At 67.6% G+C, this 25,303-nt stretch carries 23 protein-coding genes; 9 read left to right on the forward strand and 14 right to left on the reverse strand.

Annotated features, from left to right (window positions below; translation table 11 throughout):
* Positions 1 to 72: 72 nt before the first annotated feature.
* The 6 genes from ACP7AZ_RS14205 to ACP7AZ_RS14230 form a co-directional block, all read right to left on the reverse strand.
* Positions 73 to 459 carry a hypothetical protein gene (locus ACP7AZ_RS14205; protein ID WP_426039293.1) on the reverse strand — a complete coding sequence of 129 codons (387 nt, stop codon included), beginning with the start codon at positions 457 to 459 and terminating at the stop codon, positions 73 to 75.
* Between the two features lie 124 nt (positions 460 to 583).
* Complete coding sequence (locus tag ACP7AZ_RS14210) at positions 584 to 3,046, reverse strand: TonB-dependent receptor plug domain-containing protein (protein ID WP_426039294.1); 2,463 nt, start codon at positions 3,044 to 3,046, stop codon at positions 584 to 586.
* A gap of 303 nt (positions 3,047 to 3,349) precedes the next feature.
* Positions 3,350 to 3,934 (reverse strand): 50S ribosomal protein L9, encoded by a 585-nt coding sequence (gene rplI, locus ACP7AZ_RS14215; RefSeq protein WP_303696099.1) that lies wholly within the window; start codon positions 3,932 to 3,934, stop codon positions 3,350 to 3,352.
* A 1-nt stretch (position 3,935) separates the two neighbouring features.
* Positions 3,936 to 4,223, reverse strand: a complete 288-nt coding sequence (gene rpsR, locus ACP7AZ_RS14220; RefSeq protein WP_303696100.1) for a 30S ribosomal protein S18 — start codon at positions 4,221 to 4,223, stop codon at positions 3,936 to 3,938.
* Positions 4,224 to 4,237: 14 nt separating this feature from the next.
* Positions 4,238 to 4,621, reverse strand: a complete 384-nt coding sequence (gene rpsF / locus ACP7AZ_RS14225) for a 30S ribosomal protein S6 (RefSeq protein WP_303696101.1) — start codon at positions 4,619 to 4,621, stop codon at positions 4,238 to 4,240.
* Positions 4,622 to 4,809: 188 nt separating this feature from the next.
* Positions 4,810 to 6,882 carry a TonB-dependent receptor plug domain-containing protein gene (locus ACP7AZ_RS14230; protein ID WP_426039295.1) on the reverse strand — a complete coding sequence of 691 codons (2,073 nt, stop codon included), beginning with the start codon at positions 6,880 to 6,882 and terminating at the stop codon, positions 4,810 to 4,812.
* A gap of 150 nt (positions 6,883 to 7,032) precedes the next feature.
* Here ACP7AZ_RS14230 and fabD point away from each other — a divergent pair, with 150 nt between their 5' ends.
* The 8 genes from fabD to gmk all read left to right on the forward strand — a co-directional run bounded on the left by fabD (position 7,033) and on the right by gmk (position 13,678).
* Entirely contained in the window at positions 7,033 to 7,977 is a 945-nt protein-coding gene (fabD, locus tag ACP7AZ_RS14235; protein ID WP_426039296.1) for an ACP S-malonyltransferase, read from the forward strand.
* A gap of 183 nt (positions 7,978 to 8,160) precedes the next feature.
* Positions 8,161 to 8,901: a 3-oxoacyl-[acyl-carrier-protein] reductase gene (gene fabG, locus ACP7AZ_RS14240; protein ID WP_426039297.1), complete on the forward strand. Its 741-nt coding sequence runs from the start codon at positions 8,161 to 8,163 to the stop codon at positions 8,899 to 8,901.
* Positions 8,901 to 9,092, forward strand: coding sequence for a hypothetical protein (locus ACP7AZ_RS14245; protein ID WP_426039298.1), 192 nt, complete (start codon positions 8,901 to 8,903; stop codon positions 9,090 to 9,092). Before fabG ends, ACP7AZ_RS14245 begins: the two co-directional genes overlap by 1 nt.
* 202 nt (positions 9,093 to 9,294) lie before the next feature.
* Positions 9,295 to 9,534 carry an acyl carrier protein gene (locus ACP7AZ_RS14250; protein ID WP_013270001.1) on the forward strand — a complete coding sequence of 80 codons (240 nt, stop codon included), beginning with the start codon at positions 9,295 to 9,297 and terminating at the stop codon, positions 9,532 to 9,534.
* Between the two features lie 110 nt (positions 9,535 to 9,644).
* Positions 9,645 to 10,925 (forward strand): beta-ketoacyl-ACP synthase II, encoded by a 1,281-nt coding sequence (fabF, locus tag ACP7AZ_RS14255; protein ID WP_426039299.1) that lies wholly within the window; start codon positions 9,645 to 9,647, stop codon positions 10,923 to 10,925.
* A 2-nt stretch (positions 10,926 to 10,927) separates the two neighbouring features.
* Entirely contained in the window at positions 10,928 to 12,151 is a 1,224-nt protein-coding gene (mltG, locus tag ACP7AZ_RS14260) for an endolytic transglycosylase MltG (RefSeq protein ID WP_426039300.1), read from the forward strand.
* 29 nt (positions 12,152 to 12,180) lie between these two features.
* Entirely contained in the window at positions 12,181 to 13,047 is an 867-nt protein-coding gene (locus ACP7AZ_RS14265) for a YicC/YloC family endoribonuclease (RefSeq protein ID WP_426039355.1), read from the forward strand.
* Positions 13,037 to 13,678 carry a guanylate kinase gene (gmk, locus tag ACP7AZ_RS14270; RefSeq protein ID WP_426039301.1) on the forward strand — a complete coding sequence of 214 codons (642 nt, stop codon included), beginning with the start codon at positions 13,037 to 13,039 and terminating at the stop codon, positions 13,676 to 13,678. The genes ACP7AZ_RS14265 and gmk overlap by 11 nt, the downstream gene beginning before the upstream one ends.
* Positions 13,679 to 13,837: 159 nt before the next feature.
* On the opposite strand, the gene ACP7AZ_RS14275 is transcribed toward gmk, so the two are convergent.
* From ACP7AZ_RS14275 to ACP7AZ_RS14310, 8 genes are all read right to left on the reverse strand, one after another.
* Complete coding sequence (locus tag ACP7AZ_RS14275; RefSeq protein ID WP_426039302.1) at positions 13,838 to 14,368, reverse strand: dihydrofolate reductase family protein; 531 nt, start codon at positions 14,366 to 14,368, stop codon at positions 13,838 to 13,840.
* 190 nt (positions 14,369 to 14,558) lie between these two features.
* Complete coding sequence (locus tag ACP7AZ_RS14280; RefSeq protein ID WP_426039303.1) at positions 14,559 to 15,689, reverse strand: pyridoxal phosphate-dependent aminotransferase; 1,131 nt, start codon at positions 15,687 to 15,689, stop codon at positions 14,559 to 14,561.
* The gene (gene rsmA, locus ACP7AZ_RS14285) at positions 15,686 to 16,498 is read right to left on the reverse strand and encodes a 16S rRNA (adenine(1518)-N(6)/adenine(1519)-N(6))-dimethyltransferase RsmA (protein ID WP_426039304.1); all 813 of its coding nucleotides are present in this window, start codon (positions 16,496 to 16,498) and stop codon (positions 15,686 to 15,688) included. The genes ACP7AZ_RS14280 and rsmA overlap by 4 nt, the downstream gene beginning before the upstream one ends.
* A gap of 9 nt (positions 16,499 to 16,507) precedes the next feature.
* Entirely contained in the window at positions 16,508 to 17,518 is a 1,011-nt protein-coding gene (pdxA, locus tag ACP7AZ_RS14290) for a 4-hydroxythreonine-4-phosphate dehydrogenase PdxA (RefSeq protein WP_426039305.1), read from the reverse strand.
* A 5-nt stretch (positions 17,519 to 17,523) separates the two neighbouring features.
* A complete protein-coding gene (locus ACP7AZ_RS14295; protein WP_426039306.1) occupies positions 17,524 to 18,858 on the reverse strand; it encodes a peptidylprolyl isomerase in 1,335 nt (444 codons plus the stop codon).
* A 73-nt stretch (positions 18,859 to 18,931) separates the two neighbouring features.
* Entirely contained in the window at positions 18,932 to 21,370 is a 2,439-nt protein-coding gene (locus tag ACP7AZ_RS14300) for an LPS-assembly protein LptD (RefSeq protein ID WP_426039307.1), read from the reverse strand.
* A gap of 38 nt (positions 21,371 to 21,408) precedes the next feature.
* Positions 21,409 to 22,557 carry an LPS export ABC transporter permease LptG gene (gene lptG, locus ACP7AZ_RS14305; protein ID WP_426039308.1) on the reverse strand — a complete coding sequence of 383 codons (1,149 nt, stop codon included), beginning with the start codon at positions 22,555 to 22,557 and terminating at the stop codon, positions 21,409 to 21,411.
* Complete coding sequence (locus ACP7AZ_RS14310; RefSeq protein ID WP_426039309.1) at positions 22,554 to 23,687, reverse strand: LptF/LptG family permease; 1,134 nt, start codon at positions 23,685 to 23,687, stop codon at positions 22,554 to 22,556. Before ACP7AZ_RS14310 ends, lptG begins: the two co-directional genes overlap by 4 nt.
* Positions 23,688 to 23,828: 141 nt before the next feature.
* On the opposite strand from ACP7AZ_RS14310, the gene ACP7AZ_RS14315 reads away from it, so the two are divergent.
* Complete coding sequence (locus tag ACP7AZ_RS14315) at positions 23,829 to 25,301, forward strand: leucyl aminopeptidase (RefSeq protein ID WP_426039310.1); 1,473 nt, start codon at positions 23,829 to 23,831, stop codon at positions 25,299 to 25,301.
* The last annotated feature ends 2 nt before the right edge of the window (positions 25,302 to 25,303 follow it).

Below are 25,303 nucleotides of genomic sequence, written 5' to 3' on the forward strand. Positions count from 1 at the left end.
CCGTCAACGGGGATGGAATCAGTCGGACTGTGGACTGCTGAAAAATCCCTAGACGGATCAGTTCCGGCGCCGTCAGGCGGCCGGGCAGGGGTAGCGCGACGCCATCCATTCGCCGAAGCCTTCCGCGACTGTCATGCGCGTGCGGCGCGCCGGAGGAATGGCGTTGAGGAAGGCCAGCAACTGTCGCGGGTTGACCTCGATCCGCTCGGGCGGGCACGCGCCCGGCCGGCGACCCGCCGCCCGGGCAGCGCTGATATCGGATCTGACCGTGGTAAAGGCCGCGTTGGCTTCGGACATCAGACGGCGCGCGTCAGGCCGAAGCGCTGCGAGTGGGTTCAACGGGATGCGATTGGCCCGGGCCACGAAGGCGTCAAGCGTCGTGTTCGACTGGGCCGAGGCTGGTGCGGCAAGCACGACCGATACTGCCACGAAGGCGGCTGCGAAACTGGCGACTCTCACGACGATACCTCCGGTTGACTGCCAAGCTTCAACGCCTGCTAGTGGCGGAAACATGGCGCCGAATTGCGAAACGGCGCGGAGATCGCTCTCCGCGCCGTTCCGTCGTTCAGGTCTGGAGCGCGCTCTAGAAGTTGTAGCTCACGCGGGCGAACAGGAAACGGCCGTTGAAGCCGTAAGGCGAGAAGCTGGGGAAGCCCACCGAACCCGTGCCGCCGTTGAGCGCTGACGGCGTGAACTGCGGATACTCGTCCGTCAGGTTGTTGACGCCCACAGCTGCCGTGACGCCGATCGGGAAGGTGTAGCGGCCTTCCAGATCGATCAGGGTCGCGTCGCCCGCCTGGTAGTCCAGGGTCGATGTGTTGTTGGGGACCAGGACGCTGCCGTAGTAGGTCGCGCGCGCCGTGGCCGAGAAGTCGCCCAGGCTCCAGTCGACGCTGCCGACGACCTTGCGCCGGGGCGTGCCGTCCGTGAACGACAGCTGGTTGGCGCGGTCGAACAGATAACCCGGCGATGTCGGGATGGCGACGGTGGACGGGATTTCCGGCAGGGCCGTGATCTCGGTCGCGTTGAAGTTCGCAGCGCCCGTGAAGGTGAACTGACCGAAGTCCTGGTCGGTGCGATAGCGGGCCACGACGTCCACGCCGCTGGTCGAGGTGTCGACGCCGTTCAGGAAGAAGCGTGCGCCGGTCACGCCGAAGGACGCCAGCAGGGCCAGAGTGGCGCTGGTGGTCGCCGCCGACTGGCTGGGACGGGCCAGGCCGAGCGTCTCGGAGTAGATGATCCGGTCCGCAATATCGATGCGGTAGGCGTCGACCGTCAGCTCGAACCCGCCGTTCCGCAGAACGAAGCCGCCCGAGAAGTTGGTCGAGTGTTCCGGCTCCAGCGGCGCCGACCCGAGGGCGATGGCGACCGGGTCATTGACCCGGAACGAACCGGCCTGGACCAGCGAGGTCACGGGCACGCCGCCGACCACGGTAGTGACCAGGTTGGTGGCGACATAGCTGAAGAACTGTTGCTGCAGGGCCGGGGCCTTGAAGCCTGTCGAGATCGCGCCGCGCAGGGCGAAATGTTCATTGGCGTCCCAGCGGGCCGACAGCTTGCCGGTCAGGGTGTCGCCGAAGTCCGAATAGTCTTCGTAACGTGCGGCGGCGCCGATGGTGACCGATTCAGAAAGGCGGCCTTCCAGATCGATGTATGCGCTGACGTTGCTGCGGTCCTCATCGACCACGTTGGCCGGCTGGAAGCCCGGGAAGCCCTGGGCGCCGCCGCCGGCAGCGAGCGGGCCGCGGTTGTAGGAGGTCGGCTCGCCAGCGTGGACTTCGAACGACTCGCGCCGATATTCCAGGCCGAAGGCGACGTTGAGGGGCTCGAACAGGTTGGCTTCGACCTGTTTCACGCCGTCGATCGAGACGGTGAGCTGGTCATAAGCCAGGCCGCCGGCGTCGAAGGAGGTCTGGGACGCCGCGCCGTAGGAGGCGTTCAGGCTGTTGAAGACGTTATAGTCCAGCTCGTTGCGGCCGTAGCCGGCCGAGAAGTCCCAATCGATGCCGCCGGCTTCGCCCTTGAGGCCGCCGAACAGGTTGTAGTCGTCGATCGCGGCGCCGATCATCGGGAGGAAGCCGTTCGGATAGATGGCCAGGACGTTGTTGCTGTTGTTGAAGGCACGTGCGGTCGCGGCCGATTCCGAATCCCGGTGCTGGTAGCCGCCGAAGGCGTAGCCTTCCCAGCCGTTTTCCAGCGGCTTGCCGGCGTTGAACCAGACCGACTGGGCGCTGGCCTTCGGATCGCCGAAGCGGCCGAGGACGGTGGTGGACGAACCATTCGAGACGCTGCCGGGCGCGGCGTAGTCGGAGCGGTTGGTCGGGTCGCGCTCCTGGACCTCGCCCGAGATCGTCAGGAAGCCATCGCCGAACAGGGGCAGGCCGACCCAGCCGGAGAGCGAGATCTGCTCACCATCGTTGCGGTCGTGCGAACCGCGCGCGGTGTCGAACTGGGTGTCGTAGACGCCATAGACGGCGGTCAGGCCGCCGCCCGAGGCGGCCTCGCGCAGGCGCAGGTTGATGACGCCGGCGATGGCGTCGGCGCCGTACTGGGCCGAGGCGCCGTCACGCAGGACTTCGACGCTGCCGAGGGTGATCGCCGGGATCGTGTTCAGGTCGAAGGCCGTCGAGCCCCGACCGAGGTTGCCGTTGACGTTGACCAGAGCGGCGACGTGGCCGCGCTGGCCGTTGATCAGGACCAGTGTCTGGTCGGGGGCGAGGCCCCGCAGTGTCGCCGGGCGGACGTGGTCCGAACCGTCCGAGATTGCGGGACGGGGGAAGTTGATGGCCGGGGCGGTGGCGGCGAGCGCCGCAGCCAGCTCGGTGCCGGCGCCCTGGCGCGTCAGGACTTCGCCTGAGATCACATCGACCGGGGCGACCGAGTCGAGACGCGTGCGGCCCACGGTGCGCGTGCCGGTGACGATGATCTCGTCGACCGCGGTCGCTTCCTGAGGCGCCGTCTGGGCTGTCGCCGCGATCGGGCAGGCGAGCAGGGTCGCGGCGGAGCTGAAGCCGAGAAGGACTGAGCGGGAAATTCTGAGGTGCATGACGAGCCTGACGAGATGGGGCCGACGCGGGACGCGTGGCGCGCGAGATGTGGTCGGATGTCCGGCGTTGACCGCCGCGTGGTTATCGGCCGACCGGCCACGCAAAAATATTGCGCGGACCAGCGCGGACGCCCCCTGCCATGCAAGCTGGGTGCGTCGAGCGGTGTGGTCAAGCGTGTGTTAATGCAAGCGACCGTCCTCGTTGCAATTTTGACATAGTTCGGTTCGCTTGCAGCAAAAAGGGCGTGCCCGGAGGACACGCCCTTTAGCGTCTCTATCGGCTCGACGAACCGATCTTCAGGATCAGGCCTCGGAGCCGAGACCGTCCTGTTGACCGGCGCCGCCCTCGACCATGTCGCGAGCCTGTTCGGCGGCCGCGTTGCGGTCGTCGTCGTAGGCCGACTTGATCACGTCCTCGCCCTTCGCCTGACGTTCGGCTTCATCAGCCGAGCGCGCGACGTTGATCGTGACCGTGGCGGAGACCTCGGCGTGCAGGCGAACCGGCACGACGTGGAGACCCAGGGTCTTGATCGGGGTGTTGAGCACGATCTGCGAACGTTCGACCTTGCCGCCCTCGGCCTGGATGGCCTCCATGACGTCGCGGCCGCCGACCGAACCGTACAGCTGGCCGGTTTCGCCGGCCTGACGGATCATCACATAGACCTGGCCGTCGATCTTCGAGGCGATCGCGCCGGCGTCGGTCTTGTTGCGTTCGTTGCGCGCCTCGATGGCGACGCGGTCCAGTTCGAACTTCTCCAGGTTCTTCGAGGTGGCGCGAAGCGCCTTCTCGCGGGGCAGGAGGAAGTTACGGGCGAAACCGTCCTTGACAGTGACGACGTCGCCGATGGCGCCGAGGTTCTCGACGCGTTCGAGCAGAACGACCTTCATCTTATTTCACCACGTAAGGCAGGAGGGCCAGATAGCGGGCGCGCTTGATGGCCTTGGCCAGTTCGCGCTGCTTGATCTGGGACACGGCGGTGATGCGCGAAGGCACGATCTTGCCGCGTTCGGAAATGTAGCGCTGCAGCAGCTTGACGTCCTTGTAGTCGATCTTCGGCGCGCCTTCACCCGAGAACGGGCAGACCTTGCGACGACGATAGAAGGGACGACGGCCGGAGCCGCCCGAGCCGGCAGGGGTGCCGGGAACGTTGGCGGAGGGGGAGGTGGTGTCAGTCATGGGTCCAGATCTCCTTACGCGGCCACTTCGGCGTCTTCACGCGGCGTACGCTCGCGGTCACGCTCGCGCTCACGCTCGCGGCGGGCCAGCAGGGGCGACAGTTCCAGATCGAGTTCCTCGACCTTGACCGTCAGCCAGCGCAGCACGTCCTCATTGATGCCGAGCTGACGCTCGACTTCGGCCATGGCGGGGGGCGGGCAGTCGATGGCCAGCAGGGAATAGTGAGCCTTGCGGTTCTTCTTGACCCGATAGGTCAGGTTGCGCAGTCCCCAGTACTCGATCTTGGCGACGGATCCGCCGCCGGCCACGATGAGGTCCTTGATGGTGTCGTTGAGGGCTTCGGCCTGTTGCGCGCTGATATCCTGGCGCGACATGACCGTGTGCTCGTAAAGAGCCATAGTGCAGTCTCCCTTGTAGGGCGTCGGCGCGGACGGACCGGGTAAGTCCGAACCACGATGGCTCCTGCAGCGGCGGCCGGGATGACTTCCCGAACCCTTTGGTATTCCGCGACCGGACCGAAGCCCTGGAAAGCGGGCGCGTATAGGGGAAAAGGGCGGTGAGGGCAATGACGCAAGCGGTTCGTTGATCAGAAGCTGCGGCGCACGCTGCCATAGGCGCTGATCGTGCCGTTGGAGCGCGAGGTTTCGGAATAGACCGGGACGCCGCGATCACGCGGCGCGCCGAACAGCACGAACTCGTTGTTTGACCCGCCGGAGACGGTAACTCCGCCGCCGAGGCTGAGGCGATCATCTGGCCGCCAACTCAGACCCGCGTTGAATGTGGGATCGATCGAGAAGCGCGACAGGGTGCTGGGGCCGAAGCTGCGCCCGGGCCGGGCGGTCGATGCGCTGACGCTCCAGTTGATGCCCTGGCTGACCAGGTTCTGGCTGAGGCCCAGGCTCAGGGTAACGGGTTGCTCGCCGGAAAGACGCCGTTCGAGCAGGGTCACGGGATCGCGGGTTTCGGACTGCCGCAGCTGAAGCGTTGCTGAGGCGATGCCGCCGCGCATGCCGTAGCTGTCCAAAGGCAGGCGGCCGGTGAATTTCGCGGTCTCGCGCGTCGCCGTCCCGACGTTGCGGGTAACGTTGTACTGGCGTGGCGTTGAGTAGCCCGGCGGGGTCTCGAAGACGACCACCTGACCCAGGACGTCGTCGTAGGCCTCGTGGGTCAGTTCGGCGACGAACGAGCCCTGACGACCGAAAACCCGTTCATATCGGGCTTGGGTCAACCAGATCTGTGCCGGACGGATGTCCGGGTTGCCGCGCCCGAAGATGCCGGTCGAGAAGGCGGCGGAGGCCTGGAAGGCGCCGAAAGAGAGTTGATCGACGTTGCGCTCCAGTTTGAAGGCCATCTGATGCCCCGGGGCCGGAGTCCAGGCGACGTTCAGGCGGGGCTTGAGGAAGCTGAGATCGGTTTCGGCCCCGCCCCCGCTGCCCGTCGTGGTGATGCGCGACCGCTCATAACGAAGCGCGCCAGTGACGCTTAGGTTTTCGCGGGGCGTCCAGACGCCGGAGACGAAACTCTCGCTGCGTAGTTCCTCCACCCGGGTGTCGTCTCCCGGAAGCAGTAGGGGTGAGCCGTCGAATAGGTAGGCGGTGCCGCTCTCGACGAAGTTGAAGGCGATCTCGGACCCCGCCTCGAAGTCGATCGATCCCCAGGGGGTCTCGAGCGAGGCGAACTTCAGAGACCCCGATCCGATACTTTCCCCGCGCCATCCGTCGCTGACCGTAGCCGAGGTGAAGTCGGGAGTGTCATAGGAACCGATGCTGTCGTTGTCGATCAGCTGTTGTGAGCCGAGAACTTCCAGTGTCGCCCCGAGGGGCAGGCTTCGGGTCCAGCGCAGGCCGATCTCGCCCTTGGTCTGGGTGCTTTCAGACAGGGAGGTTTCGCGACCGAACGGAACGATCAGGATATCGTCGCCCTCATAGCCGCTGCCGTTGACGTCAACGAGGCCGTTCAGGCGGATGCGCCCGCCGCCGAACGGCCCCTCGTAGACCGTAGTGCCGGACACGCCGTGGAAGTCGAACACCCCCTGGCTGCGGGCGAGCAGGAGCAGCGCGCCAGTCGGCGATCGACGCTCGCGGATGCCGTGGTTGTCTCCCGATCCCTGATAGGCGCTGAGCGAGGCTTCCAGCGATCGGCCGTCCCACTGGCGCCGGGCTTGCAGGTTCAGATTGGGCTGAAGGCGGCCCTGAGTGTTGTCCGTAACGCTGGCGGAAACGGAGCCGGACACGCCGCCGTCAGGGCGGCGGATCACGTTGGCCACGACCGCCTTGCCCTGCATGTCGATACCGCCGGCGCCCGCTCGAACGATGTCGATGCGAACGACCTGCGCGGCCGGGATACGGGACAGGATGGACTGAAGGGAATCGCTGCGGACCGGCGGGCGTTCGCCGTCGATCAGGATGTTGCCGACGGTTCCGGCGAAGCCCCGGCCCGACGTGCCGCCGTCAAACTGGAAGCCCGGAATGCGCCCGATCATGTCCAGCGCCGTCACCGGTCGGAACTCTGTGAAGAAGGTCGCCGGGTAGTTGGTGACATTGGCATCGACGGTCAGCGCGACGCTGGCCTGAGCCAAGGCGGCGGACGAAATGACGAGGTTCAAACCCAGGACGGCCGCACCCGCCAGCGCGCACACGCTCCTACGTCCAACCGCCATGCAACGCCCCCAAGAATCCTACTCTTAACCCTAGGTTGCTGGTGATTGTGTCGGATGAACGGCGACGCTTGCGGGGTCTTGTCGGCCTTGAGCCGATGGACAGGTTGGCCTACCCCTCCGCGCTTCTGACAACGATCACGGACCCTATCGATGACCCTCGCCCTCCTGTTCCCCGGACAAGGCAGCCAGGCGGTCGGCATGGGCGCGGCGCTGGCCGACGCCTTCGCTTCGGCGCGGGATGTGTTCGCCGAGATCGACCAGGCCCTGGGACAGGATCTGTCCGGCCTGATGCGCAACGGACCCGAGGACCAGCTGACCCTGACCGAGAACGCCCAGCCGGCCCTGATGGCCGTGTCCCTGGCCGTCATGCGGGTGCTGGACAAGGAGTTCGGCGTCTCCGTGGATCGCGCCGCCTTCGTCGCCGGCCATTCGCTGGGCGAATATTCTGCCCTGGCGGCGGCGGGCGCCCTGTCGCTGACCGACACCGCCCGCCTGTTGAAACTGCGCGGCCAGGCCATGCAGCGGGCCGTGCCCGTGGGACAGGGGGCGATGGCCTCCCTCATCGGGCCGAAAACCGACCTCGCATTGGCCGAAGCCGCCGCTGCGGCAGGCGCCGAGCTCGGGGTCTGCGTCGTCGCCAACGACAACAACAACGGCAATGTCGTCATCTCGGGCGAGAAGGCCGCCGTCGATCGCGCCATCGAAAAGGCCAAGGAACTGGGCGCGCGGGCGATCCCGCTGAACGTCTCGGCGCCCTTCCACTGTCCGCTGATGCAGCCCGCCGCCGACGAGATGGCGACCGCCCTGGCGGCGGCCTCGCTGGTCTCTCCCGTCGTGCCGCTCGTGGCCAACATCACCGCCCGGCCTGAAGCCGACGCCGCTGCGATCCGTCGCCTGCTGGTCGAACAGGTCACCGGTCGCGTCCGCTGGCGCGAGTCGATGGAGTGGATGGCGACCGAAGGGGGCGTGACCCGTTTCGTCGAGGTCGGCTCCGGCAAGGTCCTGATCGGCATGGCCAGACGCATCGCCCCCGACGCCGAGAGCCTGGCGCTCAACACGCCGGAAGATATCGAGGCATTTGCGAAGTCGCTTTGATTTCTGTCTCCCCTTGCGGGAGAAGGTGGCAGCCCTCCGAGGTGATCGGGGGCTGACAGACGAGGGGGCGCACCGGTCTATGCGGTGACCCGTCGCAAACCAATCGGAGAGGTCCGCGTGACCCCTCATCCGGCCCTCCGGGCCACCGTCTCCCACAAAGGGAGAAGGGACAGGGAGACTCAAATGTTCGACCTCACAGGCAAGACCGCCCTCATTACCGGCGCCACGGGCGGTATCGGCGGGGCCGTGGCCCGCGCCCTGCACGCGCAGGGCGCCACCGTCGTCCTGTCCGGCACGCGCGAGGCCGCTCTGGCGCAACTGGCGGCGGAGCTTGGGGACCGTGCGACGTTCTCGGCCGCGAACCTGTCGGAGCCGACCTCTGTCGATGGCCTCGTGGCGGCGGCGGAAGCCGTGGCGGGAGCTCCCCTGGATATCCTCGTCGCCAATGCGGGCATCACCAAGGACGGCCTGCTGATGCGGATGAAGGACGAGGACTTCCAGTCCGTCCTCACCGTCAATCTCGAGAGTTATTTCCGCCTGTCGCGCGCCGTGATGAAGGGGATGATGAAGCGCCGTTCGGGCCGGATCATCGGCATCACCTCGGTGGTCGGCGTCACCGGAAATGCCGGCCAGACCAACTATGCGGCGTCCAAGGCCGGGATGATCGGCTTTTCCAAATCTCTGGCCCAGGAGGTCGGCAGCCGGGGCATCACCGTGAACTGCATCGCCCCGGGTTTCATCACCTCGCCGATGACCGACGTGCTCAACGAGCAGCAGCGCGAGGGCATTCTGCGCAACATCCCGGCCGGGCGTCTGGGCACGGGCGACGAGATCGCCGCCGCCGCCGTCTATCTGTCGTCCGACGAAGCCGCCTATGTCACGGGGCAGACGCTGCACGTGAACGGCGGCATGGCGATGATCTGATGATCGCCCTCCGCTACCTCGCCACCATCCTCAGCGGTCCGCTGTTGCTGATCGGCGTCATCTGGGTGCTTCAGGGGCTGAACGTCCTGCCGGGCAGTTTCATGACCGGCCAGATCATCTGGGCGATCTACGGTGCGCCGATGGCCCTGGTGGGCGGCGCCCTGGTCTGGTGGGTCAACCGCCGCCGCTGATCAAGGCCCTCGGGCTCAAGTCGCGCGACCGCGCGATCGCCCATCAATGAGAGTTCACACCTATTTCCCTCGCCGAGGGGTGTGCTAAAGGCCGGGCAACCGGTTGGGTCAGTGAGGCGTTGCCTCTTGCGCAAGCGGAGCCGTCGTGAGACGGCAAGACCATCATACGCCGCCCCGGCGGCTCTAGAAGGCAGAGACACACATGTCCGACACCCTGGAACGCGTCCGCAAGATCGTCATCGACCACCTGGACGCCGATCCGGACAAGGTCACCGAAAAGGCCAGCTTCATCGACGACCTGGGCGCTGACTCGCTCGACAACGTCGAACTGGTCATGGCCTTCGAAGAAGAGTTCGATATCGAGATCCCCGACGACGCCGCCGAACACATTCAGACCGTCGGCGACGCGGTGAAGTTCATCGACGAGAAGACCGCGGCCTAAGCCTCGGTCGGCTCAGCCGGCAGTCAATGGCCGCCCGGCCCTCCTAGCGGAGAGGCCCGGCGGCCATTACTGTTTCTGATTCAGGATTCGTGGAGCTGGAGCCCGACATCATGCGTCGCGTCGTCGTTACCGGTCTCGGCCTTGTCACGCCCCTGGGCAACGGGGTCGATTTAAGCTGGAAAGGCATTCTCGAGGGCCGTTCCGGCATCCGACAGATCACGGCCTTCGATACCGAGGGCTTCGGCTGCACCATCGCGGGCGAGGTTCCGAGCGTGGACGGTCGCGGCGGGGGCGGGCCCGACATCCCCGGCAGCTTCGATCCCGACGCCATCATGACGCCCAAGGAACGCAAGCGGGTCGACGACTTCATCCTGTTCGGCATCGCAGCGGCCGACGAGGCTCTGAATGACGCCAATTGGCATCCCGAGACGGACGAGGACAAGGAACGCACCGGCGTCATCATGGGGGCGGGCATAGGCGGCCTGGGTCCCATCGCCGACAGCGCGGCGATCCTGGCCGAATCCGGTCCGCGCCGCGTCAGCCCCTTCTTCATCCCCTCGGCCCTGATCAACCTGGCCAGCGGCCAGATCTCGATCCGCCACGGCCTGAAGGGGCCGAACCACGCCGTCGTGACGGCCTGCGCCTCCGGCGTGCACGCCATCGGCGACGCGGCGCGGATGATCATGCTGGACGATGCCGATGTGATGGTGGCGGGCGGGGCCGAGAGCTCCATCGTGCCGCTCGGTATCGCCGGCTTCCTCGCCTGCAAGGCCCTGTGCACCGCCTATAACGACACGCCGGAGAAGGCCTCTCGCCCCTATGACCGCGGTCATGCCGGCTTTGTCATGGGCGAGGGCGCCGGGGTCGTCATCCTCGAGGAATACGAACACGCCAGGGCGCGTGGCGCGAAGATCTACGCCGAGGTCATTGGCTACGGCATGTCGGGCGACGCCTGGCACATCACCGCTCCGTCCGAGGACGGAGACGGCGCCTATCGCGCCATGAAGGCGGCGGTGAAACGGGCCGGGATCGCGGTCGAGGACATAGACTACGTCAACGCCCACGGTACCTCGACCATGGCCGACTGGATCGAGCTGCGCGCGGTCGAGCGGCTGGTCGGCGATCATGCGAAAGACATGGCCATGTCCTCGACCAAATCGATGACCGGACACCTGCTCGGCGCCGCCGGGGCCATCGAGGCGGTGTTCAGCATTCTGGCCATCCGCGACCAGATCGCGCCGCCGACGATCAACCTCGACGACCCGGAACACGAAACCGCCATCGATCTCGTGCCACACAGGGGCAAGCCGATGGAGATCGATGTGGCCATGTCCAACAGCTTCGGATTCGGCGGCACCAACGCCTCGATCATCTTCCGCAAGGTCGCCTGACCGTGGCGAACGCCGGGGGGGCGCCGAAACGGCAGCGTCCGGGTCTGATGGCGGCGCTGCTGGCGGCGTCCGCGACCTTCAGCCTGTTCCTGATTGCGGCCCTGGCCTGGGGATGGAGCGTCTATTACGCGCCCGGGCCGACGGCGCGCGAAGGCGACACGACGGTGGTCACCCTCCCGTCCGGGTCGGGCGTCTCGGCCATCGCCGCGACGCTGAAGCGCGCCGGCGTGATCCGGTCCGTCGACATGTTCAAGGCTGCCGCCACCCTGACCGGGGCGGATCGTCGACTGCGCGCCGGCGAGTACGAAGTGCCGACCCGCGCCTCGCTGAAGGCCGTCATTGGCCTGCTGACCGACGGGCGGGTGGTGCGCCATTTCGTGACCATCCCCGAGGGCTGGTCCTCGGCCCAGGCGGTGGACATCCTGAACGCTGAGACGATCCTGACGGGGACCATCGACGAGGACCCGGAGGAGGGCTCCCTGTGGGCCGACACCTATGAGATCTCGCGGGGCGAGACCCGGGCCTCGGTGATCGCGCGGATGCAGCGCGACGCCGCCGACAATCTGGCCGAGCTCTGGGCCGCCCGCAGCCCCAACACCGTCGTCCGGACCCCCGAGGAGGCCGTGATCCTGGCGTCTGTTGTGGAGAAGGAGACCGGGCTGGCGCGCGAACGGCCGCGCGTCGCGGCCGTGTTTTCGAACCGGCTGCGGATCGGCATGCGGCTGGAGAGCGATCCGACCATCATCTACGGCATCACCAAAGGCCGTCCGCTGGGACGCGGCATCCGTCTGTCGGAGCTGCAGCGCGACACGGGCTGGAACACCTATCTGATCGACGGCCTGCCGCCGACGCCGATCGCCAATCCTGGCCGTCAGGCGCTGGAGGCGGTGCTCAATCCGCCGACGACCCAGGACCTGTTCTTCGTCGCTGACGGGACGGGCGGCCACGCCTTCGCCCGGACCTATGAAGAGCATCTGATGAACGTGTCGCGCTGGCGGGCGATCGAGGCGGGCAAGGCCCCGCCGGCCGAGACCCTGCCGCCCGGCGCGGTTCCCGGCGCCCCGCCGCCCGGACAGGGCGCGCCGGAAGGCGCGGCGGTCGCCCCGCCCACCGTGACCGGCGAGGCCGTGATCACCATGCAGGCGCCGGGAACGGTGACGCCGTCGCGGACCCTGCGTCCCACGCCCCCGGCGACCACACCGCCGGTTCCGGCGAACGGACCGTGAGCGTGTCGTCAGGCCCCATCCTGTCCGGAATGACCGGCTTCGGCCGGGCCGATGGCGCCCTCGACGGCTGGACCTGGTCGGTCGAGGCGCGCTCGGTCAACGGTCGCAATCTGGAGGTCCGCTTCCGGGGTCCGAACGGCTTCGACAACCTCGAGCGGCTCGCCAAGGCAGCCGGTCAGGCGCGTCTGAGCCGGGGTCAGGTCACGATCGGCATCCAGGCGCGCCGCGCGCAGGGCGACGCCTCGGCCCTGAAGGTCAACGAGGCCGTGCTGGCCCGTTACTTCCAGCTCGCCAACCAGCTGGCCGAGGAGGGGGCGACGCCGCCCTCCGCCGATGGCCTGCTGGCCCTGCGGGGCGTGCTGGATATCGACGAGGAGGCCGAGGATCCCGAGGCACGCGCCCCGATCGAGGCCGCCATGTCCGCCACCGTCGAACAGACGCTCGACGCGCTGAAACTCTCCCGCGAACGCGAGGGCGCCCAGTTGCGGCCCGTGATCGAGGACTTCGTCTCCCGCATCGAGAGCCTCGTCGCCACGGCCGAGACCGGGGCCGCCGCCCAGACGGAAGCCGTCCGCGAACGCTTCGCCCGCCGCATGGCCGAACTGGCACCTGACGCGCCGGGGCTTGAAGACCGGATCGTGCTGGAGGCCGCCGCGCTCGCGACGAAAGCGGATGTGCGCGAGGAGCTGGACCGGCTGACCGCACACGTCGCCTCTGCCCGCGCCCTGCTGGATCAACCGCCTTCGGGCCGCAAATTGGACTTCCTGATGCAGGAGTTCATGCGCGAGGCGAACACCCTCTGTTCGAAATCGGCTACGACCGCGCTGACCGCCACAGGCCTGGACCTGAAGGCGGTCATCGAACAGCTTCGAGAGCAAGTACAGAATGTCGAATGAACGCACGCCCCGTCGGGGCGTCCTCCTGATCGTCGCCAGCCCCTCGGGGGCCGGCAAGACGTCGCTGTGCCGACGGCTGATGGCCGACCACGGCGGGCTGGAGCTGTCGGTCTCGATGACCACGCGCAGCATCCGCCCGGGCGAGGTGGCCGACCGCGATTATCACTTCGTCTCGCCGGAAGACTTCCAGAGCCTGATCGACGCCGACGCCTTCCTGGAATGGGCCGACGTCCACGGCTCTCGCTACGGCAGCCCGCGCGCGCCGATCGACAAGGCCCTCGCCGAGGGTCGTGACGTGCTGTTCGACATTGATTGGCAGGGCGCGCGCGATATCGCGACGAAGTGCCCGGAAGACGCCGTGCGGGTCTTCATCCTGCCGCCCACCCTCGAAGAGCTGAAGCGCCGTCTGGTGACCCGGTCGCAGGACGCCGACGACGTCATCGAGCGCCGGATCGCCAACGCCAAGGGCGAGATCGAGCACTGCACAGACTTCGACTATGTCTTCGTCAACGACGACTTCGACCGCTCCTATGCGGAGCTGGCCCACATCTATCACTCCGAACGCAGCCGCCGGTTCCGCAACATCTGGGTCGCCGATTACCAGTCGGCCCTGCTGGCCGAGGCCGTCTAGCGCCTTTTCGCCTCCCCTCCGTGCACCCCGGCGAAGGCCGGGGTCCAGATCACAGATTCCGTCGGCTCGGATTTCGCACCGAGAGCAACGTGTAGGTAGGAGTTCGCCATCTGGACCCCGGCCTCCGCCGGGGTGCACGGTGATAAGAGACCTCGCGCCTCAGGCCGGGACGTAGGTCAGCCGGACCACCGACTCGCCGATCGGTTGGTTTCCCACGAGCCGCAGCGGCGGCCGGGCGTCCTTGAAGAAGGGCGTTCCGCCGCCCAGTACGACCGGGTGCAGGTAGATCTGATACGCGTCGATCAGCCCCATCGACATCAGGATCGCGGCCAAGGCCGGTCCGGCGACCTCGATCTCCCCGTCCTGTTCCGCCTTGAGCGTGCGGACCGCCGTCTCCAGATCGCCCTTCAGCAGCGTCGCGTTGGGACCGACCGACGTGTGCGACCGGGACGCGACCCATTTCGGGCTGTCGCGCCAGGCCCCGGCGTAGTCCCGCTCGGCATCGTCCCACTCGGGCTGATCCTCGTCCCAGTAGCGCATGATCTCGTACATCCGGCCGCCGTAGATACTGCCTGTCACTCGCCCCATGTGTTCGATGAAATGGCGAAACAGGACGGCGTCGGGCGCGAAGCCGTCGTGATCCACATAGCCGTCCAGCGACTGGTTCAGACCATAGATCAGCTTCGCCATCTGGCCCCCCTCCCTGCGCGGCGAGAGAATAGCCTTCGTCTCTGCGGAGTCCATGCGTGGGCCGGCCGCATCGCTCGGACCCCGGAAGAGTCCAGAAATATCGCAGGCTGAAAGACAGAGTCTGGCTACAACTGATTGTAATCAATCATTTGCACTCTGTGCACCCTGTCCTCTGGAGTGCAATTCCGGGTCAGGCGGATCGGGCCTCGAACCACGGTGTAATGCGGCGCAGGGCCTCCTCGATCTCCGGCGTCGAGACGGCGAAGCTGAACCGCATGAAGCGGTGGCCGTCGACGGGATCGAAGTCCACGCCGGGCGCCGTGGCCACGCCCGTGTCTCTCAGAAGCTGCTCGCAGAAGGCCACGCTGTCGTCGGTCAGGTGGCCGATGTCGGCCCAGATGTAGAAGGCGCCGTCAGGCGGGGCGATGGACTTCAGGCCCAGGGCCGGCAGGGCCTCCAGCATCAGGGTGCGGTTGCGGGCGTAGGTCTCGATATGGCCCTCCAGCACCGCGTGCTGGTCCATCGCGACCAGGCCCGCGTGCTGGCTCAGCGACGGCGGGGTCAGGAACAGGTTGCCGATGTAGGCGCGGGCCCGCTCGATATGATCGTGCGGGACCAGCAGCCAGCCCAGCCGCCACCCGGCCATGCTCCAGTATTTGGAGAAGCTGCTGATCACCATGGCCTCGGGCGCGAACTGCAGCAGCGACGGCTGGGGCCCGACGTAGCTGAGGCCGTGGTAGATCTCGTCGGACAGGATCTGGATCCCCTTGCGCGCACAGACCCCGGCGATGGCGGTCAGTTCCTCGGCCGCGATCACCGACCCCGTCGGGTTGGCCGGGCTGGCGATGATCACCCCGGCCGGCGCAGGCTCCAGCGCATCAAGTGCGGCGGCGGTCAGCTGGTAGTGTTCGTCGGGGCCGCAGGCGATCTCCACCGGGACCATCCGCAGGGCCTTCACCGTGTTGCGGTAGGCGACATAGCCGGGCCGGGCCATGGCGATCCGGTCGCCGGGCGCGAACCGCGACGACAGACCCAGGACCAGGGCCGGCGAGGCCCCGTTGGTCAGCAGCAGCCGGTCGGGCGAGACGCTGACCCCATACCGCTCGTCGTACAGCCGGGCGATGCGCGCCTTCAGCGGTGCGCTTTCCCAGTAGCCCATGCTGTCGATGTCGAGCACGCGATGCGCCTCGGCAATCGCGGCGGGCGGGGCGCCGGTCGAGGGCTGGCCGAACTCCATGTGGATCACCGACCGCCCCTCGGCCTTCAGGGCATGGGCCAGACGGCTGATGGCGATGGCGCGGAAGGGTTCGATTTCACTCATGACTGGAGGGCTCCGGCGAGGCGGAGGAAGCCCGCGATGTCGATGACTTCGGCCCGGGCGTCCGGGTCGATTCCGGCGGCTTCGCACAGGGCGCCGCCACCCAGCTGTTTCAGGCTGGAGCGCAGCATCTTCCTGCGCTGGCCGAAGGCGGCGGCCGTTACGCGCTCCAGCCGCTTCAGGGTCGCGGCATCGGGCCGGTCGGCGCGAGGCACGACATGGACGACGGCCGAGGCGACCTTGGGCGGCGGGGTGAAGGCGGCGGCCGGTAGATGCATCACGATCTTCACTTCGGCCACGGCCTGGGAGATGACCGCCAGGCGGCCATAGGCGTCGTCGCCCGGCGCGGCCACAATCCGCTCGGCGACCTCCTTCTGGAACATCAGGGTCATGGTGACAGGCGTCCACGCTCCCGTCAGCCAGTCGATCAGCAGGGGCGTGCCGACGTTGTAGGGCAGGTTGGAAACGACATGGGCCGGCCCCTCGACCAGCGTCCCCTGATCGACCTTCAGCGCATCGGCCTCGACGATGGTCAGCCGCCCGTCGCCGGTGTCCAGCTCAGCCAGCAGCGGCAGGAAGCGGGGATCCTTCTCGATCAGGACCACCTTGCCGGCGTCGCTCTCGAGGATGGCGCGGGTCAGGCCGCCGGGTCCGGGACCGACCTCGATCACGGCCCGGCCCTCGAACGGCCCCGCGAGGCGGACGATCTTTCGCGTGATGTTGAGGTCCAGCAGGAAATGCTGGCCGAAGCTCTTTTTGGCCAGCAGGCCGTGGGCTTCGAGGGATTCGCGGAGGGGGGGGAGGTCGGTCACCGCGCCGTGTTAGCCCGCCGCTCGCCGCGCCGCCATCTCCGAGGCCAGACGGATGGCGGCGATCAGGCTGTCGGGCCGCGCGATCCCCTTGCCGGCGATGTCGAAGCCGGTGCCGTGGTCGGGCGAGGTGCGGATGACCGGCAGGCCCAGTGTCGCATTGACCCCGCCCCAGAAGTCCAGCGTCTTCACCGGGATCAGGGCCTGGTCGTGGTACAGGCAGATGGCGGCGTCGTACCGCGTCCGCGCCTCGTCATGGAACATCGTGTCGGCGGGCAGGGGATCGGTGATGTCGATCCCCTCGGCGCGCAGGGCCTCGGCTGTCGGCCTCAGGACGGTGATCTCCTGCAGGCCCAGCGCCCCGCCTTCGCCCGCATGCGGGTTCAGGGCGGCGAGGGCCAGCCGGGGTCGGGCGATGCCGAAGTCGCGGCGCAGGACCTCGTGGACGACGCGGGCGGTGCGGGCGACGCGCTCCCCGGTCACCAGTTCGGGCACCTGGTCCAGGGCGACGTGGATGGTGACAAGGCAGGCGCGCAGGTTCTTCGCCGTCAGCATCATCACCGGCCCGCGCGTCCCGGCGTAGGGAGCGTCGGCGGTCAGTTCGGCGATGAACTCGGTGTGCCCCGGGAAGCGGAAGCCGGCGGCATAGAGGGGAGCCTTGGCGATGGGGGCCGTGACCACGCCCGACGCCTCGCCCGACAGGGCCAGGGCCACGGCGCGCTCGATCCAGTCGGCGACCACGGCGGCATTGCGCGGATCGGGCTTGCCCGGCTCGATCGGCGCTGGAGCCGGATGATTCAGGACGGGCAGGGCGCGGGCGAAGACGGTCGCCGCATCGGACAGGTCGCCGATCTCCCGCACGGGCACGCCTTGCGCTTCAAGCAGCCGGATGTCGCCGATGACGGCGAAAGGAGCCTGCCCCGAGAGCGCGCTCCAGGCCTTGGCGATGATCTCCGCACCGACGCCCGCCGGTTCGCCCAGGGTGAGGACCAGCGGCCCCACGCTGCCGGAAACCGCCGCCACCTCGGTTACTTCATTTCGATCAGGGAGTCGGCTCGCAGGTCACGGATATAGCGGCGCGCCAGCATCGCAAGGTTCTGGTTCCGCAGACGGGCCTCGACCTCCTGGTAGCTGGGGACATCCACGCCGCCCACCCGACGGCCGCAGACGGCGAGCAGGTGGATGCCGAGAGGCGTGCGGACCGGGTTCGACACCGTGTTCACCTCGGCCGAACGAGCGACCTGCTGGAACTGGGGCGCCAGGTTGGCCACGTCGCTTTCGCCGAGGTCCGAACCGAGCAGGCCCGCTTCCGACGTCGCGCGCTGCAAAATATTGTCGCAGGTCAGGCTGGCGCGGATCCCTTCCAGACGCTGGGTGGCGGCGGCGACCTCTTCCGTGGTTGCGGTCTCCGGAAGCTCGATCATCGCCTGCTTCAGCGAGACCAGGCTGGTCGCCGCGCCCGTGCGCTTGTCGCGCATGTAGATGATGTAGACGCCGCCATCGACCGGAATGGGACGCGACAGTTGACCGACCTGCAGCGAGTCCAGCGCGGCCTGCAGAGCCGGCTGCACCGTGCCCTGGACGACCCAGCCGGCGTCGCCGCCGCGGGCCGCCGAAGGCGCGGCCGAGAACTGGCGGGCCACGGCCTGGAAGGCCGCGCCCTGGACCATCTGGGTGACCAGCTGCTCGGCGCCGTTCACGGCCGCCTGCTGGCCGCCAACGCGGTTGGCCTCAAGATAGATCTCGCCGATCAGATACTGGGGCTTGGACGCGGCTTCGGTCAGTTGGCGCAAGGTCTGATCGACCTGGGCGCGGCTGACGCGTGAGCGACTGTTGAAGCGACCACCGACCAGTTCACGCCAGCCGATCTCGGTGCGCAGCTGTTCGCGCATGGCCTCGGGGCGGATGCCGCCCTGGGCCAGGAAGGCCATGTAGTTCTCGGGCGTCGTGCCGGCCTCCTGCGCCATGCCCGCGATTTCCTGATTCACTTCCTCGTCGCTGATCTTCAGGGTTTCGTAGTTGGCGATCTCCTGGGACTGGAGACGTTCCTCGATCAGCGCCTGGAGCGCCTGCTGCTGGATCGCCGGGATATTCTCCTCGGTCGGCTGCACCTGGCTCATGGCGATGACCGACAGCATGCGCTGACGCAGGTCGAAGCCGGTGATGACCTGGTCGTTGACCGTAGCGACGATGCCGTCCGCCAGGGTGAACTCGGGTTCCGCAGCGGCGGCGGTGGCGGGGGCCTGCTCGGCGGCAGGATCGAGCGTGCCCGCCGCCTGACCCGCAGGGGCGGTCTGGGCAATCGCCGCACCGGCGACCAGCGCGGCCATCGCGACCCCGGCCGTAAAACGCATCAAACGCATGGTCAGTCCTGATTCCTTCGAGCCTGCTGCCCCGATTCTCCACCGGGTTGGCGCACGCCTTTACGCGTCATGCCTAACGCAAGCCGTTTGATCCATAGCCTGACCCTCCAAAAGTGGCGAGGTTTAGACGGAAGTAGACACCCCCAGACGGGCCAGTAGGGCTGACGCGGGTGTTGTCGCGGCGATAGCCGACCTCGATGCGGAAGCAATCGTCATCGAACACGACGCCGACTTCCGAGCGGGTGATCAGGTTGCGTTCAAGGTCAGCGATGCCGGCGACGGCCACGCCCCAGTTTCCCGCGATGAATTGCTGGCCCGCCAACTGCACGAATTCGTAGTTGCGGTTGAGGGGTCCATTCAGGGGATTGGAGCGGTCGACGATATAGCTGGCGGTCGCCAGATTGCGACGACCCCAACGGCCGTCCACGGCCATCTCGGCGCGGCGGATGTCGCCCGATCCGTCCACCGTTGCGTGGCCCCAGCCCCGGATTCGGTCGGACGGCTGGAAGCTGCCCTGAACCACCCAGTCGGAGGTCTGGGCCGCCAGCCCGGTCGGATCGTAAAGGTTGTTCGGCGCGTCGGGGATCGGGATGCGGAAGTTGTCCTGTTCGGCGTCGCGCATGCTTCGTCCGACAAACAGGCTGGCGGTCCGGCCCTCGCTCCAGCGCACGGTAGCGCGCACCCCGGCCGTGACGCGGACCCCGCCCTCCATCAGGTCGTAGCCGGGGAAGCGGTCGATCCGGAACAGGGACGATTCGTCCAGCTCCAGCGTCTGGGCGTCCTCGACCGGGATGCGCGGATCGAGGTCCGGATCTGTCGAGATCGAAATCTGGCCGAGCGGCTCGACCATGAGATCGGCCCCGTCGCTGAGGCGGCGGATCAGGGGGTAGCTGACGTCCAGGCCGATCGTGGCGCGCTGGCGCGTGATGGTCTCGTCTTTCAGCCCGAGGATCGGCGGCAGGTCAGCGACCGAATAGACGTCGACGCGGCCATCGACGAACGGCTCGTAGCGCACGCCTGCGGGTGAGGTGAAGGACCGGCGCCAGTCCAGCTGACCGGTCACACGCCGGCTGTCGACACCGGGCAGACCGAGGGTCGAGCCCACCGGAATGATCTCGGGCCGCAGGACGGGGCTGCCGAAATAATCGTCGCGATAGAGCGACACGGCGGACCCGCGCAGGCGCAGGCGGCCGCCGAGGACGGCGCCGGCCGGCTCCCACCGGGCGTCGATCAGGGGCGCGACGAGCGGCAGGGCGCCGTCGGACTCGAACACGTTCAGCGCCGGGGTTACGTCGTTGAACCGGGCGACCCGCAGGCTCTGGATCGAGAAGGCTGCGACCGACAGATAGGAGCGCGCGGTCTGGCGTTCGGCGTAGAGCTGGCTGATCAGCCGGCGCTGGTCGCCGTAGTAGAGGCCGTTGTCCTGATACGGGTCGATGACGTCGTAGCGGTCGAACAGGGTCTTGTCGGAGGTCCGCTCGGCGGTAAAGCCCCAGCGCCAGGGGCCCGCCGGGTCGAACTTGCCGTAACCGAGGAAATAGCTGCGGCTGGTGCGGTCGCCGAAATCGACGTTGCTCTCGGCACGACCATCGCCGTTCAGGTCGAAGTCGCCGAAACTCTGGGCATAGGTATAGCCGCCGCGGGCCACGATGGTCCCCTCGGCGAAGCGGCGGCGCCATTGCAGGTTAAGGAACGGCAGGACCCGGGTGTTGAACTGCGGGCTGATCAGCCAGTCCTCGGACGGCGACATGACTTTCAGGTAGGGCGTCTCCACCGACACGCCGCGCCCGTCGTCATAGTTGAAGATCGGGATCAGGAAGCCCGAGGCCCGATCCACCGTCGGGTCGGGATGGGCAAAGAAGGGCGTCCAGAGAACCGGAACCCCGCCGACCTTGAACACGGCGTTGCGATAGAGAACCGCGCGCAGCTCCTCGTCCTGGACCACCTTCTCGGCCTGGATCGAGATACTGGGCGTCTTCGGATTGCCCTCGGCGTCGCAGATCGGGCAGGGGGTGAAGAGCGCGTAATTCAGCTCGTTCACATTCTCGGAACGCCGCACTGCCGTGGCGGCCATCAGGCTGGCGCCGTTGGTCGTGCGGGTGGCGAAATCGACGGCGACGCCGGCTCGCAGGTCGGAATCGAGCTCGAGGTGGCTGGCGAAGACGGTGTTGCGGTCGGGATCGACCAATTCCACGTCGCCGTCCGCCGTGCCGATGCCCTGGGCGATGTCATAGGTGACCGCGCGGCCGCGCAGGGTGTGCCCCTGGAAACGGGCATAGACCCGATCCCGTTCGCCCGTGGCGCTGATGACGTCGCCCTGACGCCCGGCCTGGTCGGCTTCGATATAGATCGCATCCGGCGTCAGGCCGTCCTGAATCACGGCCGGCGGCGAGGTCTGGGCGGGCGCGGTCTGGGCCATCGCAGGCAGGGGCGCACAGGCCAGCAACGCCGCACCCGCCAGGAGGCGGTCACGCAGTGCATTTTTGCGAGAGACGGCGCCTTCAGCCCGCATTGATCAACCGTTCCTTCAGGCCCCCGCCGGAGGCCCGCTTACCCGTCTTCGGTATAGAACAGCAAGGTGAAGGCGGCGAGCGCTGTCAGGATCGCGGGCAGCCAGGCGGCCACGAACGGCGGCACCACTTCGGCCGAACCCATGGCGGCTGAGAACTGGCTGAGGAAGAAGAAGGCGAAACCCAGCACCACAGCCGCGACCGCCATGCGCGCCAGGTCGCCCAGACGCATCAGTCGCAGTGAGAAGGCTGCGGCCAGGATGGTCATGGCGGCGAAGGCCAGGGGCGTGGACAGCAGCGACTGGAGCCGGAGCCGGTAAGCGGTGGAGGAGAAGCCGGCGTCCTCGATGCGCTGGATCTGACCGGGCAAGGACCAGAAGGGCGTCGACTGCGGTCGGGCGAAACGCTCGAACGCCTCTTCGTCCGCGAGCGCCGACGGCAGGTCGAGAGTGGCGTAGCGGACCGCACGCTGGCCGGTCTGGGCCCCGACCGCGTCGAACAGCCGCCATCGGCCCGCGCTGAGGCTGGCTGACGGGGCGTCGATCCTCTCGGTGAACTGGCGTTGTCCCTGCGGATCGGTGGCGTAGATGAAGAAGGTCACGTCCAGCAGCCGGGCGTTGGCGCGGTCCTGACGACCGGCGCGGATCACCATCTGACGCGGGCCGTCGCCCTCGCGCAGCCAGATCGCCTGTTGTTCCTCCGCACCCAGCACGGACCCCGAGATGCGGGCGCGCTCGCGCTGGAACAGACCGTCGGCCGAGGCGGCCACGGGGCCGATCACGGTCACTGTGAGCACGCCGAGCACGAGCGCGGCCCCGGCCGCAGGCAGGACGAATCGCCAGGCGGACATGCCCGCCGCGCGCATGGCGACCAGCTCCGAACGCCGGTTCAGACCGACGAAGGCGCCCAAGGTGCCGAACAGGAAGACGAAGGGCAGAAGCTGCACGATCACGGCAGGGGACTTCAACAGCATCAGTCCGAGGATGCGCAGGCCCGACAGGTCGGTGTCCGACCCCAGGCCGCGCGAGATCTCCACGAAGTCGATCAGCATCACCAGGGCGGCGATGACCGCAAGGGCAATGCCCAGCGCGCGGGCGAGCTGGATCAGCACATAGCGTTCGATCCGCCCGATGCGGAGCGCGCTCAGGATGTGCCGTGGCGCATCGGCGAGGGATCCGAAGCCGCTCATGCGAACCGCGCCTTCAAATGGGCCAGAGGCGACCGGCCTTTGGACCGGCGGGGTTTCAGCGCCCGGAACAGGAGTCGAAGGGCGATGGCGGTTGCCGCGATGGGTAACAGATACTGGAAGACGTTCAGCCAGCTGTTCCACGCGCTGGCGGCGACGACCGCGTAGCCGAAGATGCGAACCAGCAGGAAGGCGGCAGAGGCCTTGGCGATCCTCATGCCGTAACCCGTGCGGCTGAAGGCGCCTCCCATGATGGCGGCCAGGGCCATCGCCATGGCGGTCAGGGCGTAGAGCGGCGAGGATAGGCGGCTGTGCACCTCGGCCAGCAGCTCGCCGCGGGCACCCGTGTCGCGGATCAGCTCAGGCGTCGGGGTGAAGAGCTGGGTGATCCAGAGGTCGGCGGGCTTGTAGCGGATGTGCTCGTCGTTACTGACGTACTGACCCAGCGGGAAGACGTAACCGTCGAACGACAGCTGGTTCAGCACGCCCTTGGAATCGTACTGCTGCCACGAGCCCTGTTTCATGGTCAGGACGGGCTGGCCGTCGACCCGACCGAAGCGCGCCTCGGTCGCGTCCCAGGTCGTCGATTTGTCCCCGTCCTCGACGTAGATGAAGAGGTTCTTGAGCAGGCCGTTCTGTTCGATCTGCTGGACGTAGACGGTCAGGCCGTTGGGGCCCTGAACGAACCGGCCCTCCTCGACCAGCAGGGCGGCGAGGTCGGTACGGATCTCGAACGCCTGTTCGCGCGAGGTGCGCTGGGCCCAGGGCTGGATCACGACATTGGTCGTCAGGGCCACGAGAGCCACGGCCAAGGCCAGCCGTGCCGAGGGCGCGATCATCTGCCAGCGCGACATGCCGCTGGCGTAGGCGGCCGTCAGTTCCTGTTCCCTCTGCAGCCGGGTCAGGGCGATCAGGGCGCCGACGAACAGGCCGATGGGCAGGATGACGCCGACCAGCTGGGGCACCGCCAGCAGCGTCAGTTTCAACATGACCCAGACGCTCTGCCCGCGCTCGACGATGACCTCGAGCTGGTCGAGGCTCTGGCTCAGGAGGCCGATTCCGACCAGCGAGCCGCAGGCCGCTAGGACGGGCAAACTGATCTGGCGGAAAAGGTAGCGTTGAATCAGGGTCATGCGGGCGATGAAATCACCCGGTTGCGGGCGCGGACGTTGGGGCGCATCTAATACACGTCCGGGCGCGCCGCCGACAATGGCGGGCGTGACCACCCACAGTTCAATGACCGGGAGTCTACCCCGGCCGGAGTATGCGTTTCCATGAAGATCGATTTCGTCGCCGAAGCCGGCGCAGCCGGCGTTCTCGCCATCCTCGTCCATGACGGTCGCAGCCTGGCCGGGGCGGGCGGCGATCACGACGCCGCTGCAGACGGGTCTCTGACCCGCGCGATGTCCGCAAGCCGCTTCACCGGCGGCGCCAATTCCAGCCTGATCATCGCCGCGCCTTCCGGCGTGAAGGCCGACAGCATCGTGCTGGTCGGTGCGGGCGAGGCAGGCAAGTTCGACGACCTGGCGCTCGAGACCGCCGCCGGCGCCGCCTACCACGCCGTGAAGCTGTCGGGCGCAGAGACCCTGACGATTGATCTTGGGCACCTGTCCGCAGCCGAGGCCGCGCGCGCCGCCTTCGCGGTTCGTCTGGCCGCCTATCGGTTCGACAAGTACCGGACCAAGGAAAAGCCGGACAAGATTCCGTCGATCCAGACCGTCAACATCATCACCGGGGACATCGCCGCCGCCAAGGCCGCGCTGGAGCCGCTGAACGCTGTCGCCGACGCGATCTACTTCTCGCGCGATTTGGTCGCCGAGCCCGCCAACATCCTCTACCCGGCCGAGTTCGCCCGCCGGGTCAAGGAACTGGAGCGTCTGGGCCTGAAGGTCGAGATCCTCGGCGAGAAGGAAATGGAAGCCCTCGGCATGCATGTCCTGCTGGGCGTGGGGCAGGGCTCGGTTCGCGAGAGCCAGCTGGCCGTCATCCAGTGGAACGGCGGCAAGGCCGGCGACGCGCCGATCGCCTTCGTCGGCAAGGGCGTCTGCTTCGACACCGGCGGCATCTCGATCAAGCCGGCCGCCGGCATGGAGGACATGATCTGGGACATGGGCGGCGCGGCCGCCGTGGCCGGACTGATGCACGCGCTGGCGGGCCGCAAGGCCAGGGTCAATGCCGTCGGCGTGCTGGGCCTGGTCGAGAACATGCCCGACGGCAACGCCCAGCGTCCGGGCGACATCGTCAAGTCGATGTCGGGCCAGACGGTCGAGGTCATCAACACCGACGCCGAGGGCCGCCTCGTTCTCGCCGACGCCCTATGGTACACACAGGACCGCTTCAAGCCGAAGTTCATGGTCGATCTGGCCACGCTCACTGGCGCCATGATCGTCGCCCTGGGCCTCGACTACGCGGGCGTGTTCTCGAACTCCGACGCACTGGCCGACGCCATCCTGGCGGCCGGTCCCAAGGTCAACGAGAACGTCTGGCGGATGCCGCTGCCGCCGCAGTACGACAAGATCATGGACAGCGTGAATGCCGACGTGAAGAACTCGGCCGGGCGCGACGGCGGGTCGATCACGGCCGGCCTGTTCCTGCAGCGCTTCACCAACGGCGTGCCGTGGGCCCATATCGACATCGCGCCGGTGGCCTGGGTCACCAAGTCCACGCGGACGACCGTTCCCGACGGCCCCGTGGGCTGGGGCGTGCGACTGCTGGATCGTATGGTGGCCGACACCTACGAGGGCTGATC

It is taken from the genome of Brevundimonas sp. DC300-4 (assembly GCF_049897365.1).
In the GTDB taxonomy this organism is placed as follows: Bacteria; Pseudomonadota; Alphaproteobacteria; order Caulobacterales; family Caulobacteraceae; genus Brevundimonas.

Coding starts and splice junctions, on each gene's coding strand:
- ACP7AZ_RS14275 (WP_426039302.1), bottom strand. CDS start 14,368: ATGGCGAAGCTGATCTATGGTCTGAACCAGTCGCTGGACGGCTATGTG.
- rplI (WP_303696099.1), bottom strand. CDS start 3,934: ATGAAGGTCGTTCTGCTCGAACGCGTCGAGAACCTCGGCGCCATCGGC.
- ACP7AZ_RS14300 (WP_426039307.1), bottom strand. CDS start 21,370: ATGCGGGCTGAAGGCGCCGTCTCTCGCAAAAATGCACTGCGTGACCGC.
- ACP7AZ_RS14295 (WP_426039306.1), bottom strand. CDS start 18,858: ATGCGTTTGATGCGTTTTACGGCCGGGGTCGCGATGGCCGCGCTGGTC.
- rpsF (WP_303696101.1), bottom strand. CDS start 4,621: ATGGCTCTTTACGAGCACACGGTCATGTCGCGCCAGGATATCAGCGCG.
- ACP7AZ_RS14280 (WP_426039303.1), bottom strand. CDS start 15,689: ATGAGTGAAATCGAACCCTTCCGCGCCATCGCCATCAGCCGTCTGGCC.
- ACP7AZ_RS14310 (WP_426039309.1), bottom strand. CDS start 23,687: ATGACCCTGATTCAACGCTACCTTTTCCGCCAGATCAGTTTGCCCGTC.
- lptG (WP_426039308.1), bottom strand. CDS start 22,557: ATGAGCGGCTTCGGATCCCTCGCCGATGCGCCACGGCACATCCTGAGC.
- fabG (WP_426039297.1), top strand. CDS start 8,161: ATGTTCGACCTCACAGGCAAGACCGCCCTCATTACCGGCGCCACGGGC.
- ACP7AZ_RS14210 (WP_426039294.1), bottom strand. CDS start 3,046: ATGCACCTCAGAATTTCCCGCTCAGTCCTTCTCGGCTTCAGCTCCGCC.
- gmk (WP_426039301.1), top strand. CDS start 13,037: ATGTCGAATGAACGCACGCCCCGTCGGGGCGTCCTCCTGATCGTCGCC.
- ACP7AZ_RS14250 (WP_013270001.1), top strand. CDS start 9,295: ATGTCCGACACCCTGGAACGCGTCCGCAAGATCGTCATCGACCACCTG.
- ACP7AZ_RS14245 (WP_426039298.1), top strand. CDS start 8,901: ATGATCGCCCTCCGCTACCTCGCCACCATCCTCAGCGGTCCGCTGTTG.
- ACP7AZ_RS14315 (WP_426039310.1), top strand. CDS start 23,829: ATGAAGATCGATTTCGTCGCCGAAGCCGGCGCAGCCGGCGTTCTCGCC.
- rpsR (WP_303696100.1), bottom strand. CDS start 4,223: ATGACTGACACCACCTCCCCCTCCGCCAACGTTCCCGGCACCCCTGCC.
- fabD (WP_426039296.1), top strand. CDS start 7,033: ATGACCCTCGCCCTCCTGTTCCCCGGACAAGGCAGCCAGGCGGTCGGC.
- ACP7AZ_RS14230 (WP_426039295.1), bottom strand. CDS start 6,882: ATGGCGGTTGGACGTAGGAGCGTGTGCGCGCTGGCGGGTGCGGCCGTC.
- ACP7AZ_RS14265 (WP_426039355.1), top strand. CDS start 12,181: ATGACCGGCTTCGGCCGGGCCGATGGCGCCCTCGACGGCTGGACCTGG.
- fabF (WP_426039299.1), top strand. CDS start 9,645: ATGCGTCGCGTCGTCGTTACCGGTCTCGGCCTTGTCACGCCCCTGGGC.